At 46.9% G+C, this 16,608-nt stretch carries 15 protein-coding genes; 13 read left to right on the plus strand and 2 right to left on the minus strand.

The window, feature by feature from the left end; genetic code table 11:
* Positions 1–174: 174 nt before the first annotated feature.
* From J4N37_RS24315 to nirD, 10 genes are all read left to right on the plus strand, one after another.
* The gene (locus J4N37_RS24315) at positions 175–2,838 is read left to right on the plus strand and encodes a nitrate reductase (protein ID WP_252042651.1); all 2,664 of its coding nucleotides are present in this window, start codon (positions 175–177) and stop codon (positions 2,836–2,838) included.
* Positions 2,839–2,858: 20 nt separating this feature from the next.
* Positions 2,859–3,764, plus strand: coding sequence for a uroporphyrinogen-III C-methyltransferase (cobA, locus tag J4N37_RS24320; protein WP_252042652.1), 906 nt, complete (start codon positions 2,859–2,861; stop codon positions 3,762–3,764).
* The gene (locus J4N37_RS24325; protein WP_252042653.1) at positions 3,761–4,714 is read left to right on the plus strand and encodes a glycosyl transferase family protein; all 954 of its coding nucleotides are present in this window, start codon (positions 3,761–3,763) and stop codon (positions 4,712–4,714) included. Before cobA ends, J4N37_RS24325 begins: the two co-directional genes overlap by 4 nt.
* Positions 4,715–4,943: 229 nt before the next feature.
* Positions 4,944–5,861: a dienelactone hydrolase family protein gene (locus tag J4N37_RS24330; protein WP_009704599.1), complete on the plus strand. Its 918-nt coding sequence runs from the start codon at positions 4,944–4,946 to the stop codon at positions 5,859–5,861.
* A 73-nt stretch (positions 5,862–5,934) separates the two neighbouring features.
* Positions 5,935–6,516, plus strand: a complete 582-nt coding sequence (locus J4N37_RS24335; RefSeq protein WP_012129218.1) for an ANTAR domain-containing response regulator — start codon at positions 5,935–5,937, stop codon at positions 6,514–6,516.
* Between the two features lie 265 nt (positions 6,517–6,781).
* Positions 6,782–8,146 carry a CmpA/NrtA family ABC transporter substrate-binding protein gene (locus tag J4N37_RS24340; RefSeq protein ID WP_005387573.1) on the plus strand — a complete coding sequence of 455 codons (1,365 nt, stop codon included), beginning with the start codon at positions 6,782–6,784 and terminating at the stop codon, positions 8,144–8,146.
* Positions 8,147–8,218: 72 nt separating this feature from the next.
* Positions 8,219–9,184 (plus strand): ABC transporter permease, encoded by a 966-nt coding sequence (locus J4N37_RS24345; protein WP_005375889.1) that lies wholly within the window; start codon positions 8,219–8,221, stop codon positions 9,182–9,184.
* 11 nt (positions 9,185–9,195) lie between these two features.
* Positions 9,196–10,032 carry an ABC transporter ATP-binding protein gene (locus J4N37_RS24350; RefSeq protein WP_005450080.1) on the plus strand — a complete coding sequence of 279 codons (837 nt, stop codon included), beginning with the start codon at positions 9,196–9,198 and terminating at the stop codon, positions 10,030–10,032.
* Positions 10,033–10,042: 10 nt separating this feature from the next.
* Entirely contained in the window at positions 10,043–12,562 is a 2,520-nt protein-coding gene (nirB, locus tag J4N37_RS24355) for a nitrite reductase large subunit NirB (protein ID WP_252042654.1), read from the plus strand.
* Entirely contained in the window at positions 12,563–12,898 is a 336-nt protein-coding gene (nirD, locus tag J4N37_RS24360; protein ID WP_031412669.1) for a nitrite reductase small subunit NirD, read from the plus strand.
* A 98-nt stretch (positions 12,899–12,996) separates the two neighbouring features.
* Here the strand turns inward: nirD and J4N37_RS24365 are convergent, their stop codons facing one another.
* Together J4N37_RS24365 and J4N37_RS24370 are read right to left on the minus strand one after the other, a co-directional pair.
* Entirely contained in the window at positions 12,997–13,401 is a 405-nt protein-coding gene (locus tag J4N37_RS24365) for a PPC domain-containing DNA-binding protein (RefSeq protein ID WP_252042655.1), read from the minus strand.
* 1 nt (position 13,402) lies between these two features.
* Positions 13,403–13,978: a TetR/AcrR family transcriptional regulator gene (locus J4N37_RS24370; RefSeq protein ID WP_005375904.1), complete on the minus strand. Its 576-nt coding sequence runs from the start codon at positions 13,976–13,978 to the stop codon at positions 13,403–13,405.
* Between the two features lie 284 nt (positions 13,979–14,262).
* Between J4N37_RS24370 and J4N37_RS24375 the strand changes: the two genes are divergently transcribed.
* The 3 genes from J4N37_RS24375 (at position 14,263) to J4N37_RS24385 (ending at position 16,595) form a co-directional block, all read left to right on the plus strand.
* On the plus strand, positions 14,263–14,877 hold the full coding sequence (locus J4N37_RS24375) for a glutathione S-transferase (protein WP_039839521.1): 615 nt from the start codon (positions 14,263–14,265) through the stop codon (positions 14,875–14,877).
* 254 nt (positions 14,878–15,131) lie between these two features.
* A complete protein-coding gene (locus tag J4N37_RS24380; protein WP_005443088.1) occupies positions 15,132–15,392 on the plus strand; it encodes a hypothetical protein in 261 nt (86 codons plus the stop codon).
* 21 nt (positions 15,393–15,413) lie between these two features.
* Positions 15,414–16,595, plus strand: a complete 1,182-nt coding sequence (locus J4N37_RS24385) for a PP2C family protein-serine/threonine phosphatase (RefSeq protein ID WP_045388969.1) — start codon at positions 15,414–15,416, stop codon at positions 16,593–16,595.
* The last annotated feature ends 13 nt before the right edge of the window (positions 16,596–16,608 follow it).

Raw genomic sequence — 16,608 nt, forward strand, 5'->3', positions numbered from 1 at the left:
GCAATTTAGATTACGTTCATCGTTAACTCGATGCGCCGCTTTCCCTTAGCAGGCGGTTAAGCGGATAGGGTATTACTTTTTTGAGCTTTTATAGGCAATGCAGCCTCTCTCGTTTCGGGAGAGGTTTTTTTTCGCTTGTAGCTCGTCATTCTAAGGAAAGAATCAGGGGGCGGAATGTCGCAAGGATGCAAAAAAACCACTTGTCCCTATTGTGGTGTTGGATGTGGTGTCGAGGTCAATGCGAAAGGAATCGTTGGGGATGCGTGTCATCCTGCAAATGCGGGATCACTGTGCGTAAAGGGCGTCGCGCTGGCAGAGAGCTTGAATATGCCTTCGCGCTTGCTGTATCCAAAGCTTGTCACCAAGCAGCGACCTCAAGGGCAAGAAGTACAATGGCAACAAGCCACGGATCTGATTGCAGAAAAGATTCATCAAGCGAAAGCAGAGTTTGGACCGGATTCCGTCGCGATGTACGTGTCAGGCCAGTTGTTAACGGAAGACTATTACGTCGCCAACAAACTCATGAAAGGCTATGTTGGCAGCGCAAACATCGATACGAACTCCCGTTTGTGTATGTCTTCGGCGGTTGCGGCTCATGTACGAGCATTTGGTGAAGATGTCGTTCCCGTCAATTACGACGATATTGATAAGACTGAGCTATTGATAATTTGCGGTGCTAATACCGCTTGGACGCATCCTGTTTTATTCCGACGTATTCAGCAAGCCAGAGAAAACAATCCTAACCTCAAGCTGGTGGTCATTGACCCGCGTGAAACGGTCACAGCACAGCAAGCCGATTTGCATCTACCGATTAAAAACGATGGGGATTTATCACTTTTTAATGGGCTGCTTAAGTTTCTTATCGAGCAGCAATGCATTGATTCTGAATACATAAATTCCTATACCGACGGGTTTGATGCACTTACAGAAGAAGTTTTTGATTCGCGTTACGATGTCACTAATCTAACGTCTTCCATTGGTATTTCAGAAGAAAAGCTCACGACATTCTTCCAATGGTTTGCGCAAAGCCCAACCGCAATCACGTTGTTTTGCCAAGGGGTTAACCAAGCCGAAAATGGTGTCGATAAAGGCAATGCCATTATTAATGCACATTTGGCGACAGGTAAAATTGCCAAGTCAGGTTGCGGGCCGTTTTCTATTACAGGTCAACCGAATGCGATGGGTGGGCGAGAAGTCGGTGGTTTGGCCAATCAGTTAGCGGTTCATCGCACTTTTGACGCAGGGTCTATCAAGCAAGTGCAGGCGTTTTGGGATTCGCCAGAAATTGCCACTCAGCCCGGTTTAAAAGCCGTTGAACTGTTTGAGGCGGTAGAACGTGGTGAGATTAAAGTTCTGTGGATCATGGCAACGAATCCCGTTGTCTCTTTACCAGATAACCAATTGGTAAAACGTGCACTAGAGATTTGTCCGTTTGTGATTGTTTCCGACATCACAGCGGATTCGGATGTAGCGCATTACGCGGACCTGTTGCTGCCCGCTGCTGGCTGGGGGGAGAAGCAAGGCATGGTGACCAACTCTGAGCGTCGACTTTCAAGGCAGCGTCAGTTTCAAACGCCTCCCGGTGAAGCAAAATCAGATTGGTGGGCGATAAGCCAAGTTGGACAAGCTTTGTGTGCATTGGAAAAGACACAAAATGGCTTTGCGTTTACTTCTGAGCGGGCGGTATTCAGGGAATATGCGGCGATGACAGGCATGAATGCAGATTCGCCATTGAAGCTAGATCTTTCTCAATACGCCAACTTAACCGAGCAAGAATACGAAGAGTGGGTGCCGACACAATGGGGAGGAGAGCGTCCTTTTGCTGATGGAATCTATTCGCACCAAGATGGAAAAGCGCGTTTTGTCGTGACCAGTGAATCTCCAACGCGTTTAGAAAGAACAAAAGGCTGGTGGCTCAATACGGGCAGGCAACGTGACCAATGGCATACCATGACGCGCACAGGGCATATCGCCCACCTTGCCGCCTCAGAGTTAGAACCAACCGTGTACATGAACACGCTCTCTGCCACTCAAAATCGCTTAAAAGCAGGACAACTCACCAAGCTGTTCCAGCCCACTTCAAACACCAGTATTTATGCCAAAGTTGCCATTGATGAAGGTTTGGGTTTTCAGGAGCTGTTTATGTCAATGCACTGGGCGGGTCGATATGGTGGTGAAAGCAGTGTTAACGCGATAGTAAACAGCGCAAAAGACCCTATTTCTGGGCAGCCTGCGTTTAAGTCATCTTATGTTGAAGTGCAAGAGGCGGCGGTAAAAACTTACGGTATGTTCATTGGTACACAGTTTGATTCCGGCAAGTTTCTCTACAGCGCATTTCAAGCAGAAAGTAATTTAGGCATCTGGCGCTTTGCACACGACAAACGACCAAAGAAGCAGAGTTTTTGTCGAACGGATAAGAGCCGCAGAATTACGATAGATATTGCCCAAGGTTGGCTAGCAGTGGATTACGACCTCGTTGGAGACGTTCGTATCATTCGTTCTGTTTTAGTGGTGTCTAGTGAACCGATTCAAACCGACTACACCAACTTTACCGGCTTGATTGGCAAACCGATGGAGCTATCGCAACTGCTTACCATCACTCAATCGCAAAGTAGCGCCAAACTGGTTTGTAGTTGTTTCCGCGTCACCGATAAACAAATACATGACGCGATGGAGAAGCAAGACTGCACTTCACTGACTCAACTTCAAAACAAACTCAAATGCGGCACTAACTGTGGCTCGTGCGTCTCTCAAATCAAACAAATGGTCGACAGCCATCAGCATCAAAAGGGCAAACAGCAAGCGAGCCAGCAAAGTCTGGCGATTCAAATAAAGTAAGTCATAAAGAGGATAAGCACATGGAAGCGCCTTATCAAAAGTCTTGGTTTAAGAAAGGACAAGCGAGTCAGAAACAAGAACGCTCGTCTCGCTTTTCTAAGCATGATCAAGCAAGCAAACTAAACAAGCTTTTAGAAGACCATTCAGTAGACCTCGACGCGAACCACAAAGGTTTTGTCTCGATTGTTGGAGCAGGGCCGCACGATCCTGACTTGTTAACGGTAAAGGCTGTGAAAGCGATTATGTCGGCAGAGGTTCTGCTGTACGACCGTTTGGTTAACAAAGATATTTTGGAGTTGGCTTCGCCACAAGCCGATTGGATTTACGTGGGCAAACGATGCGGACAACCAAGTATTGGTCAGGAAGAAATCTGTGATTTGATGGTATCGCTCGCTCAGCAAGGAAAGCGAGTTGTACGCTTAAAAGGGGGAGATCCTTTCGTATTTGGCCGTGGAGGCGAAGAGGCGTTAGCACTCGTCAAACACTCAATCGCTTACGAAGTCATCCCCGGTATTACTGCTGCGATTGGATGTTCAGCAAACAGCTTGATTCCGCTGACTCATCGTGGCGTTGCTCGCAGCGTTACCTTTGTGACAGGGCAAGTGGTAACAGGCGCATTTGAGGCGTGGAGCCAACTGATGCAAAGCGGACAAACGTTAGTCTTCTATATGGGGTTAGAAAAGTCATCGCAAATACAAACGGGTTTAATAGGCTCCGGTTTAAGAGTAGATTTCCCTGTCGCGATCATCACTCATGGTTGCAGTCCTCAACAACAAGTGCACGTTACCCAACTCAATCAGCTCAATGATTTATCGATTACACTTAAAGGCGTGAGCCCAGCATTGATTGTGATGGGAGAAGTTGTCAAACTGCGCGAACAACTAATAGAAACCGTACAGTCAGTGACGGAATACGAGGGAATATGAGCAGCATTTTGGAATGTATTAGAACAGTCGGTCGTGGCGAACGTGGTAGAAAACCACTGAACTTTGACCAATCGTTTCGAGTTATGGATGAATACCTAAACGGTGAGTGCGGCGACGATCAGATGGCAATGTTATTGATGCTGATCCGTGTACAGAACGAGACTCAACAAGAAATCGCTGGCTTTGTGAAAGCATTCCAATCCCGCATGCCTGCTATTGGTGCAGACATCGACTGGCCTTGTTATGCAGGTAAACGTGAAGCGGCAGGTCAACCTTGGCACCTGTTGGCAGCGAAGATCCTCGCCGATAATGGCCATAAAGTGCTGATGCACGGCTATCATGACCGTCAATCTGGTCGTTTGCATGCCGAAGATTACCTCGACAAGTTTGCTATCAAGAAAGCGGAATCAGCCGAAGACGCAAAACGTGTCTTAGAAACACAAAACATCGTGTATCTGCCGCTGAGTTCGTTTGCACCCCAAGCAGAAACCATGATCGGTTGGAAGAATCGTTATGGGCTTAGAACGCCGATTAATACCGTGGTTCGAGCATTGAATCCGGGGCAGGCGACGGTTGGTATTCGTGGTAGCTTTCATCCCGGGTTTCAACAACTTCATGCTGAAGTCGAATTCGAGATTGGCAAAACCGCTCATGCCGTTGTGTCATTCAAAGGACAATCGGGTGAGTCCGAATACAACCCGAAAGTAAGCCAAACCGTATGGTTAAGCCAAACAAGCGGCGTGACATCGCATTACTGGACGGAGCAAATGCTGTCTGAGGTGCCAATGCCTGCGAACTGCCCGTTTGGGACGTCAGAAGATGACATGAACCAAATGGCGAATACGGTTCTCGCTACGATGACAGTGGTCTTGTTTGCACAAATGCACGACAGAGAAAAAGCATTCGAACGCGCCTTCTCTTACTGGCAAGCCTATTGCGGCCAGCAATAACGAACTATTGTCAATTAATGTAAAACCAACGACGCAAAGTTGTTGAATCTGAATCCATTATCTATTGTTTGAAGAAGGTAAAAGATCCTAGCTCGCCAATGATGTGTTTCACCACCTTGCTCCGTATCAGAGTGGTGAAACCGCAGTTTTAGCCTCAATCGCGTTCGTTTTTAGCTTCGCGTTTGAGAATGAGAAAATCCCATATGGTAAGACACAGAGGACATGGATAATGGTTCTAAAGCATACCACTCCTAGTGAAAAGGCTTCTCATCCGATCCCGCAAGAAGCCTTCGATTGGTACGACGAATACGCCCACGGAAAAATCTCGCGACGTGAGTTTCTAAATAGGCTGGGTGGCCTTGCTGTGCTTGGCTTTAGCATGACAGCACTGGTCGACGCGCTAACCCCGAATTATGCACTCGCAGAACAAGTTTCATTTAACGATCCTGACATCAAAGCAACTTACGAAACCTTTCCATCTCCAAATGGGCATGGAGAAGGGCGTGGTTATTTGGTGATGCCACAGAAGAAGACCTTAAAATCGCCGACTGTGTTGGTGATCCATGAAAATCGAGGTCTGAACCCTTATATCAAAGATGTCGCAAGACGACTTGCAAAAGATGGCTTTATTGCTTTCGCTCCAGACGCGCTTTATCCACTCGGCGGCTATCCGGGGAACGACGATGAAGGTCGCGCAATGCAGAAAGAGATGGACAGAGCCAAGATCGAACAAGACTTTATTGCAGCGGCTAACTTCCTTAAGCAATACGAGGGTGGTAACGGTAAATTGGGCGCGGTTGGATTCTGCTTCGGTGGATACATTGTCAATATGCTAGCAGCGGTAATGCCTGAAGAGCTCGATGCAGGTGTGCCTTTTTATGGAACACCAGCGGCACAAGAGATCCAAAAGCAAGTCAAAGGGCCATTGATGATTCACTTTGCAGGGCTCGATAAGCGTGTTAACGACACATGGCCTGCTTATGAGCAGCAATTGATCGCAACCGACGCACAGTATCAAGCGTTAATGTATGAGAACGTCAACCACGGCTTCCATAACGACTCAACAGCACGCTACGCACCGGAAGAAGCAGCACTCGCTTGGGAGCGCACACTCGGCTTCTTCAAAGAGCATCTAGCCTCTAGTTAAAACGCTTCAACCTTAGTTGGCACACTCCTTGTTATGTCTCTCTTAGTGAGTGAGATATAAACAAGGAATGTGCATGACTCAATCAACGTCAAAAACACCCATCATAGTATGCTGTGATAGCCTCCAAGAGCAGGCTCGATTGTCCGGCTTATTGAGCAAAGATTACGACAACATCATCGGCTGCCAATTGGCACAACTAGAAACGTTAATGCAACGAGAACCGTCAGCAAGCGTTGTAGTCGGATGGCAGCAGCCGACGGCAGAACTGCGTTTGATAGTCGATTTCTGCCGCAGAAAATCGGCACCACTTCTTATCGTCTTAAAGCAGTTATCATCCAATGATATCAATCGGTTATCAGAAAAAATGGACTATGTTCTTATGCCGCACGATAGTGAGTTTGCACTTCAACCTTGGATTGAACATGCGACATTAGTGAGAGCGAAATTCGAAAGTATGCAATCGGAAATTGAATCGCTGACCCACAAGATTGAAGAGCGCAAGCTGGTGGAAAAAGCCAAGGGTCTGCTGATGAAGATGCACAGCGTTGATGAAGATCAGGCTTATAAAGCGCTTAGAAATTCAGCCATGCAATCGAGCCAAACGCTCGCACAAGTTGCCAAGAATTTGATAACTACTTTGGAAGTGTTGGATTAGTCTTTCTACCACTTTGGGGTTAGAGTGCGTTTTCTAACGTGGTGCGTGTTGCACTATCAGCAAGCAATAACAGGGAATAACAAACGGCAAGATATACTAATCTATTGTATTTACTGTGAAAAATAAGTTGGCACAGTAATTGGATTAGAAGAATTGGGTTTATTGTTGAATCGCTTATCTCAATTATCAACGGCGGTAATTGTAGACTTAGCAACGGCGCTACTGCTCTTCGGAGTAGTGGCGCTTTTTTTATGGGAGCAAACCAATGAAATGGAGTTCGATGCTGAAAGTGTCAGCAATTTCGTTATCGGTATTCACCACGGTCAGCGTAAAGGCAGAGTTGGGAGAGCCAGAAATTGAAGACCTGAAGTTTGGTTTTATTAAGTTAACCGATATGGCACCGCTGGCGGTTGCTTATGAGAAAGGCTTTTTTGAAGACGAAGGCTTGTATGTAACTTTAGAGGCGCAAGCAAACTGGAAGGTGCTTCTAGACCGAGTCATCGACGGTGAACTTGCCGGTGCGCACATGCTTGCTGGTCAGCCATTGGGCGCAACGATTGGTGTCGGCACAAAAGCAGAAGTGATTACCGCGTTCAGTATGGATTTGAACGGCAACGCAATCACGGTTTCCAATGATACTTGGGAGCAGATGAAGCAGTACATTCCAAAGCAACCAGATGGCAAACCTGTTCACCCAATCAAAGCGGATGCATTGAAGCCTGTGGTCGACAGCTATCTGGATAAAGGCAAACCATTCAATATGGGGATGGTGTTCCCTGTATCGACGCACAACTATGAGTTGCGATACTGGCTAGCGGCAGGTGGAATTCACCCAGGTTTTTATGCACCAGAATCCGGTGACAACAGTGGTCAGTTGGATGCTGACGTTCTTTTGAGTGTTACACCGCCACCACAAATGCCAGCAACAATGGAAGCGGGCACGATCAAAGGGTACTGCGTAGGCGAACCATGGAACCAACAAGCCGTATTTAAAGGCATCGGTACGCCAGTCGTGACCGATTACGAGATCTGGAAGAACAACCCAGAGAAAGTGTTTGGTGTTTCTAAAGCTTGGGCTGAGAAGTATCCAAACACGCACATTCGCGTAGTGAAAGCCTTGATTCGAGCTGCACATTGGTTGGATGAAAACGACAATGCCAACCGCCAAGAAGCAGTGAAGATGCTGTCAAAGAGCGAGTACGTTGGAGCCGATGCCGAAGTTATCGCTAACTCAATGACTGGCACATTTGAATACGAGAAAGGCGACAAACGAGACGTGCCAGACTTCAACGTGTTCTTCCGTCATAACGCCACTTATCCGTATTACAGCGATGCGATTTGGTACCTGACCCAAATGCGTCGCTGGGGGCAAATCTCAAGCGAGAAATCCGATGATTGGTACATGGATGTGGCGAAAGAGGTGTACCGTCCAGATATCTACCAACAAGCGGCTCAAGCGCTAATTGAAGATGGAGTGTTGAGCAAAAAAGACTTCCCAGATTTCAGTGCTGAAGATGGTTTTCGTGCGCCACAAACACACTTTATCGACAACATCGTTTATGACGGTCGCGAGCCAAATAAATATCTAGAGAAGTTCTCTATCGGGCTTAAAGGAAAAGACAAGGTTTAACCATAACGATAAACGCCACAGGCGAGGGAATTCGCTTGTGGCAACAAGGATGTAAATTTCTTAGGAGTGAGTATGTCTAGTAATGTCATTTCCCTTTTTCCTGCTAAGCAGGTAGTGAACCGAAGTCGGTTGGTACTTTTGCCCGTCATTGGTTTGCTGATCTTTTTGGCAATGTGGCACTTGGCAGCGAGAGAAGTGCAAACCTCATTAGGTACGCTACCGGGGCCTGTGCAAACTTTTCAGCAGTTCAGCAACCTTGTCGATGACCATTGGCAAGAGCGAGAAAAGGAACAAGCGTTTATCGAACGTCAGGAAAAACGTAATGCTGCGAAGTTAGCCAAGAATCCGGACGCGGAAGTGAAGATTCGTCCCTACACAGGTAAACCGACGTTCTTCGACCAAATCATAACAAGCTTAGTGACCGTAACTGCGGGCTTTTTGCTGGCGACGGTTATCGCGATTCCGCTAGGCATCGTGCTTGGTCTTAATCAAGGGCTGTATCAAGCGTTCAACCCAATCATTCAACTGCTCAAGCCCGTATCACCTTTAGCTTGGCTGCCTATCGTCACTATGGTTGTAAGTGCCACTTATGTGAGTGATGACCCGATGTTTGCTAAGTCGTTCATCAACTCTCTGATCACAGTAGCGCTGTGTAGCTTATGGCCGACGCTGATTAATACCGCAGTGGGTGTAACGAGCGTTGATAAAGACTTAATCAACGTGAGTAAAGTGCTTCAACTTTCGTGGTGGCAGCACATTCGCACCATCGTTTTACCTTCTGCCATTCCAATGATCTTCACCGGTTTACGTCTCTCTTTAGGTATCGCTTGGATGGTATTGATTGCGGCAGAGATGCTCGCGCAGAACCCAGGGTTAGGCAAGTTCGTTTGGGATGAGTTCCAGAACGGCAGCTCGGCATCATTGGGTCGCATCATGGTGGCAGTCATCACTATTGGTTTTATCGGTTTGATGCTCGATAGAGGCATGCTGCAACTTCAAAAGTGGCTGTCTTGGAATAAACAACAAGCGTTGAGATAAGGGAAAAGATCATGGAAAAAGCATTATTAGATCTAACGCGTTTAGGGATGCGATTCCCAACGCCAGATGGCGAGTTCATCGCGCTTAAGAACGTCGATTTACAAATCAATAAAGGCGAGTTTGTATCCCTGATTGGCCACTCTGGCTGCGGTAAATCAACGGTATTGAACTTAGTTGCGGGTCTGCACATGCCAACAGACGGCGGCGTAATAGTCGATGGACGAGAAGTAGCTGGACCGGGACCTGACCGCGCAGTGGTGTTCCAAAACCATTCATTATTGCCTTGGCTCACCGTATATCAAAACGTTGAGCTAGCTGTAAAACAAATTGCCGGCAAAAAGGGCAAAGCGTGGATTCAGGAACAAGTGAATCACTACTTGGAGTTGATTCAAATGCAGCATGCCGCGCACAAAAAACCGGATGAAATCTCGGGTGGTATGAAGCAGCGGGTCGGTATTGCCAGAGCACTGGCACTTCAACCAAAGGTTTTGCTGATGGATGAACCATTTGGTGCGTTGGATGCGTTAACTCGTGCGCATTTGCAGGATGCACTGATGAAGATTCAAGCCGAGCTAAACAACACCGTCATCATGATTACCCACGACGTGGATGAAGCGGTGCTGCTCTCCGACAAAATCGTGATGATGACTAACGGACCGGCGGCAACTATTGGTGAAGTGTTAGAAGTGAATCTGCCTCGCCCTCGTGAGCGTGTCGCACTGGCTGATGATGCGCAGTATCAGAAGTGTCGACAAGCCGTGTTGAAGTTTCTTTACGAGAAGCAATCCAAAGTCGAGATTCCTGCTTCGAAAGAAGACAAACCCAAAACCGCAGCGCAAACGGCATAAGGAGGTAGCGATGAACAGTCCTTTAACGATTCCAGTAAAGAACGCATTGAGCCACATCGTTGTGGTAGGCAACGGTATGGTCGGGCAACACCTCGTCGAGCAGTTAGTGCAGAAAAACGCGCATTTGGAGCACCGAATTACCGTGATTGGTGCAGAGCGTTTTATCGCGTATGACCGTGTACAGTTGTCCTCTTTGTTCGCGGGTAAGTCTCATGATGATTTGATGCTGAGTAACCAAGAATGGTACGACATGCATGGCATCCAACTCGTACTTGGCAGCCAAGTAACAGGCATAGACAGAGAGCAAAAGCGCATTCTGCTTGATGGTGAAGATGTGCTGGGTTACGACCAACTCGTGCTCGCAACCGGTTCATACCCATTTGTGCCGCCAATTGAAGGTAAAGACCGCGCCAACGTGTTTGTCTACCGCACACTTGATGACCTTTCACAAATCAAAAAGGCATGTGAAGGCGCAAGAACAGGCGCAGTGATTGGCGGTGGCTTATTGGGTTTAGAAGCGGCAAACGCACTCAAACTATCGGGGCTAGAAACTCACGTCATTGAGTTTGCACCTCGCCTGATGCCCGTACAGTTAGATGATGGTGCTGGCTTAGTGCTAAAAGAGAAGATTGAAGCGCTAGGGCTAACCGTTCACACCTCAACGGGTACGGAACGAATCTGCGATGGTGAAACGGCTAAGCATCGTATGGTGTTTAAAGACAAAGATCCTCTCGAAGTGGATGTGATTGTCTTTTCCGCAGGCATTCGCCCTCAAGATGAGTTGGCAAGGCTGGCTGAGCTAGAAGTAGGCGAGCGAGGTGGCATTGTGATTAACAACCTATGCCAAACCAGCGATGAGAACATATACGCGATTGGCGAATGTGCCCTTTGGGAGCAGAAGATCTTTGGTTTAGTCGCACCCGGTTACACCATGGCGAGAACCACTGCTGATGTCTTGACTGGTATGCCAAGCGAAGGTTTTAAAGGCGCAGACATGAGCACCAAACTCAAGCTACTTGGAGTGGATGTCGCGTCTATCGGAGATGCACAAATGCAAACCGAAGGCGCACAAGAAATGGTCTTGCAAGATGCGGTTGCAGGCATCTACAAAAAGCTGGTGGTTGATGCGAGCGGTACCCAATTGCTCGGCGCGATTCTCGTCGGTGATAATAGCGACTACGATGCGCTCTTACAGTGTTATTTGAACAAAACGGTCCTGCCAGACCACGCGGCGAACCTGCTGTTTGATACCGGAATGCTTGATGGAGAGATGCCAGACAGCGCTATCATCTGCTCTTGTCACAACGTCACAAAAGGCGACTTAGTTGCCGAGATACAAGCTGGCACTACCAACCTGACGGACCTTAAAGCCAACACCAAAGCCGGTACTGGCTGTGGTGGGTGTAGTAATATGGTGAAGTCGGTATTGGATACTCAACTGGCAGCTATGGGGGTAGAGGTTAACAACCACCTTTGTGAGCACTTTGAGTTAAGTCGCCAAGAGATGTTCCATATTTGCCAAGTGGAACAAATCAAAGACTTCGACACCTTAATTGCACTGCATGGCAAAGGGCATGGGTGTGATATTTGTAAGCCGACAGCGGCATCTGTGTTTGCTTCTTTGTGGAATGAACACATCATGGAGCCACAGCATCAATCTCTGCAAGATTCTAACGATGCCTTTATGGCGAACCTGCAAAAAGATGGCTCTTACTCGATTGTGCCTCGTGTTCCGGGCGGCGAAATTACACCAGACAAACTTATCGTGCTAGGCGAAGTTGCTCAGCAATACGATCTATACACCAAGATCACTGGCGGTCAGCGCGTGGATTTATTTGGCGCGCAGTTAGAACAACTCCCAGAAATCTGGCAAACCTTAATCGATGCTGGTTTTGAAACAGGGCACGCCTACGGAAAATCGGTCCGCACCGTGAAATCTTGCGTCGGTTCTACTTGGTGTCGCTATGGTGTTGATGACTCGGTCGGATTAGCTATTGAGTTAGAGAACCGCTACAAAGGATTGCGAGCGCCCCATAAGCTTAAGTTTGCCGTATCGGGCTGTACTCGCGAGTGTGCAGAAGCGCAAAGTAAAGACATTGGGGTGATCGCCACCGAAAACGGCTGGAATCTATACGTTTGTGGTAATGGCGGCATGAGACCACGACACGCTGATTTGTTTGCATCCGACTTATCCAAATCAGAGTTGATCACCATGATCGACCGAGTATTGATGTTCTACGTCAGCACCGCAGATCGCTTGCAGCGTACGTCGGTGTGGATGGAGAACATGGAAGGGGGCTTAGATTACCTTAAACAAGTGATTTTGGATGACTCTCTCAACCTATGTGATTCTTTGGATGAACAAATGGCGCGCGTCGTAGAGACCTATCAATGTGAGTGGAAGAGTACGTTGGATAATCCTCAAAAACTGCAACGCTTCCGTCCTTTCTTGAACAGTACGTCGGGCAGCAAAGTCTTGCCGTACCAACGTGTGCGCGGTCAGCGTATTCCAGTGAAACAGGAGGTGTAAATGGCAGCTTTAACCAAAGTGAAATTGTGTCAGCTTGATGACCTAATGCCGTTCATCGGTGCCACGGTGTTGATTGAAGGCGAGCATGTGGCGTTGTTCTACATTCCCGATAACGGTGTTTACGCTGTTCAGGATTGGGACCCAATAGGTAAGGCTTATGTAATGAGTCGAGGGATTGTCGGTGATATTGATGGTGAGATGTGTGTTGCATCACCACTGTACAAACAGCATTTCAGTTTAAAGAGCGGGCAGTGTTTGGAAGACGAAGCGCACTGTCTAAAAACGTGGCAAGTAACGGTTGACGATAATCAGGTTTGTTATTTAGTCGAAGAATGATCTCCGAAGTTAGCTTGCTCGATATGAGTGAATTCTTCGCGTGAGAGACATGCGAATAAAGCTCCAGAGACACCACAGTATGGTTCTGGAGCTTTTTACTATTTGGAAGGATTCACTTGTAGTTCGGTATAGCCAGTCGAGTCGTCCATCGCTCTAGTGAACTCAAGCTCTGAGTAAGAATGGATGATCAACTCTGCGGTGGTATCAATCACTGTGCCTTCCAGCAAATGCCCACCCCAGACTTGTCCTTCACGATCAGATACTGAGATATGAACGTGCTGATGCTCAGGCGTTAGGGTTCCCATCACAGAGACGATTTCAAATGGCTCTTGTTTGGTTAACGTACTCTCTGCACCTGCCAAACGAAGGTTGAGGTCAGAGATACAGCCAACGCATGAGGCAATCGAGCCTGCTTTAATGCTGTGCTGCTCGACCAATTTCGCTAGGCTCAGCTTTAAGTCCATGCCTTTGGTAAGACGTACTGCTATCACTTCAATCGACATGTCACTTCCTAATCAAAACCAGCAAGCAGGAAAGCGCCGTATCCAAGTCGGCATAACGTTTGGCTTTGCCAAGTACGCGCATACCTTGCATGTTGTTGAGAACAAAACGAGCGAGTTCTTCTGGCTTCAGCGTTTTTGGCACTAAGGTTTCTTTCTGCGCATTGGTCAGCGCATCCGCAATGATGTCGATAAGATGGTCAAACAAAAAATGCCCTTTGCGCAGTACGTCATCGTCTTCACCTGCATGCTCAATCAACGCATTTTGAATAAAGCACCCACAGTTGCGTTTGCGTTGCAGCTCAGCAAAAGATTTAAGGAAAGATTCCAACTCAGGTAAAGACGCGTCGTCTTTTTCCAGATCATTCAATGACGGTAGCGAGACCTTTTTCAAGTAAGTATCGAGCGCTTCGTAGTAGAGCTGTTGCTTGTCACCATAGGTGTTGTAAAGACTGAAGCGGTTGATGTTCAACTCGTCTGTGAGATCAGAGATGGACGTGTTCGCAAAGCCCTTGCGCCAAAACACATCCATAGCCACGAGAAGCTTTTCATCTCGGTCGAAGTTGGCTTTTCTTGCCATAAATTACCTGCCTGGGTCTGCTTATCGGGTAATTAAATTGCTTTGGAGGGATGGTACAGAGAACCTCTATCGTTCGAACTGAACCAATATGATGAATACCCATCTATTCTTGGGTATCAGCCTCCAAATTCATGTGAACTCACAAACGGCATCAAAAATCTCGCTCAGCAAACAGACCCACAACTGTTTGAAAATTTTTGATAGTGAAGTTCTTGACTGATCGTTTATAAACTGGCTACAGTATATCCTAACCAATCGGTTAGAAAAAGATAAAAGGATGTGAAATGAAGCTCTATGAAACCGCAATGACTCCAAGTTGTAAGCGAGTTAGCATTTTTCTAAAGGAAATCGGTGGCGAGGTTGAGCGAATTGCGCTGAACGTTCGTGAGGGCGATAACCTATCTGAACCGTTTAAATCGAAAAGCGTGAACGGCAAAGTGCCTCTACTAGAACTGGATGATGGCACAGCGATCTGCGAAAGCGTGGCGATTTGTCGCTACCTAGATGAAGCGTTTGAAAATGATCTGGCGCTGTTTGGTGCTAACCAGCTTGAACGTGCTCAGGTGGAAATGTGGCATCGTGTTGTCGAATTCCAAGGTTTGTACACGGCTTTTCAGGCGTTTCGCAATATCACAGCAATTTACCAAGACCGTGAAAACTGTGTGGCTGCGTGGGGTGATGAGTCGAAATCCCGCGTATTAGAATTCTTACCAATTCTCGACAAACGCCTATCAGAAAGTGAGCACATTGCTACTGACAACTTCACCATCGTAGACATTACCGGCTACATTTTTGTTGGTTTTGCCGTAAATGGTTTGAGTATTGAAGTGTTCGAAACCTATCCAAATATTGCTCGTTGGTTTGAACAAGTATCGGTGCGTGAAGCGTTTCAAGGTTAACTTCTAGCGTGATTTTTCTAAGCAGCAAGGCTTTTGTAGACTTGCTGCTTTTTGTCGTTTTAAGCGCAAAGATCTTCAATTTGTTCAGGTTTTCTCTTCTTTTTCTGCCTTTCTCCTATAATTAACTCTGTTAATGCAACAACATCAATTGGCTCTCACGGCGTTTTGGAACCTTGAGTTCTTAGTTTGTAGACGTCCCAATCATTATTGGACTTCACCAAGTAATGAAGGACACCAAGCGACAAGGAGAGGTTATGCGTGTTCGAAGTAAAACCATCAATGGCGTGTTGTGTACGTTGCTCGTAGCGTCTGTGTGCGGATTAGTTGCCATGTATCAAAACCACAGTCAGCAGCATCAACAAATCGAGTTGCTGCGTGGGCAATTGATGGAAAAAGAAAACCAAATCGTCATCTCTAATGAGGCGTTGTCTTACACTCGTTATCAACATCAACTTTTAGCGGAAGATTACAGCCGTTTCAGAGATGCGCAATCCATGAGTAGCGTGCTGCAATAGGCCAAACAGGCAAGGAGAGGTATGAAGTCCATATTGTTGGTTGACGACAGCAAAACGGTCCTGCTCTATATGACCAGTGCATTGCAAAAGCAAGGGTACGAGGTCATTGCCGTTGAAGATGGTGAGTCTGCGTTAGAAGTGCTGACTCACCGAACTGACATTCAGTTTGTCCTCAGTGATTTGATGATGCCGGGCATCAGTGGTATTGAGCTTTGCCGTGAGCTTAAATCGTCGGCATTTTCTCGTTATATCTTCTTTGTGCTTCTCTCTTCCCGTAACGATCAAGAATCCATCATCAAAGGCATGGATGCAGGCGCCGATGACTTTGTCGACAAGAAGACACCGGTTGAAGAGCTTGAAGCGAGGGTTCGCGCAGGCTTTCGTAGCTTGGATTTGCACAATATAGTATCTTTAAAAAACAAACAGTTATCTGAATCAAACGCTGTGATGAGTCGAGATCTAGAGGCTGCAGAAGAACTTGTCAGCCAGCTCCTTCCAACATCAAACCAGCTTCTAAACACTGAATTTGCATATTTACATCTACCTAGCTCCAAAATTGGTGGTGATATGCTGGGTTATATGCGGTTGGACGAACAGAATATTGCAATGTACGTTTTAGATGTATCAGGGCATGGAATTTCATCAGCACTGCTTTCTTTTTCAATACAGCAGTTACTCTCTCAAAGTGAACCCAAAGACCAGATAACAATGGATTATGTTGATGGTTCGTATAGAGTTGCAGAGCCGGAAAAAGTCGTAGAGAAGTTAAATTCTAGGTATGCCAGAAACAATAAATCTGCTCTCTTTTTTACGATTTCCTATCTGGTCTTGGATACATTGTCTGGTCTAGTAAGGTATTGTACTGCCGGGCACCCAAGCTTTTTTATCGTAGGAAAAAACGGCCTAGAGGCTGTTGGGAACAACAATTTTATGGTGGGCGCATTTGAAGGTGTGGAGTATTTGGGTGGCAGTATTCAATTAGCTCCTGGAGATTTGGTTTGGATGTTTTCTGATGGAATAATCGAGCCTAAGAAAAATGGAGAGTGTTTTTCTCAGGAACGCCTTTCCTCTGTTGTTTTCTCGGGCTCAAGCTTACCTTTGCAAGTACAAATTTCTAGAGTTATAGATGAAGTACATTCGTGGGTTGATGGAAGCGATTTTGACGACGATGTAACGTTACTCGCCGCGAAGTGGAATGATTGAGCGAGGAAGATGA

Source organism: Vibrio sp. SCSIO 43153 (genome assembly GCF_023716625.1).
Taxonomy (GTDB): Bacteria; Pseudomonadota; Gammaproteobacteria; order Enterobacterales; family Vibrionaceae; genus Vibrio; species Vibrio rotiferianus.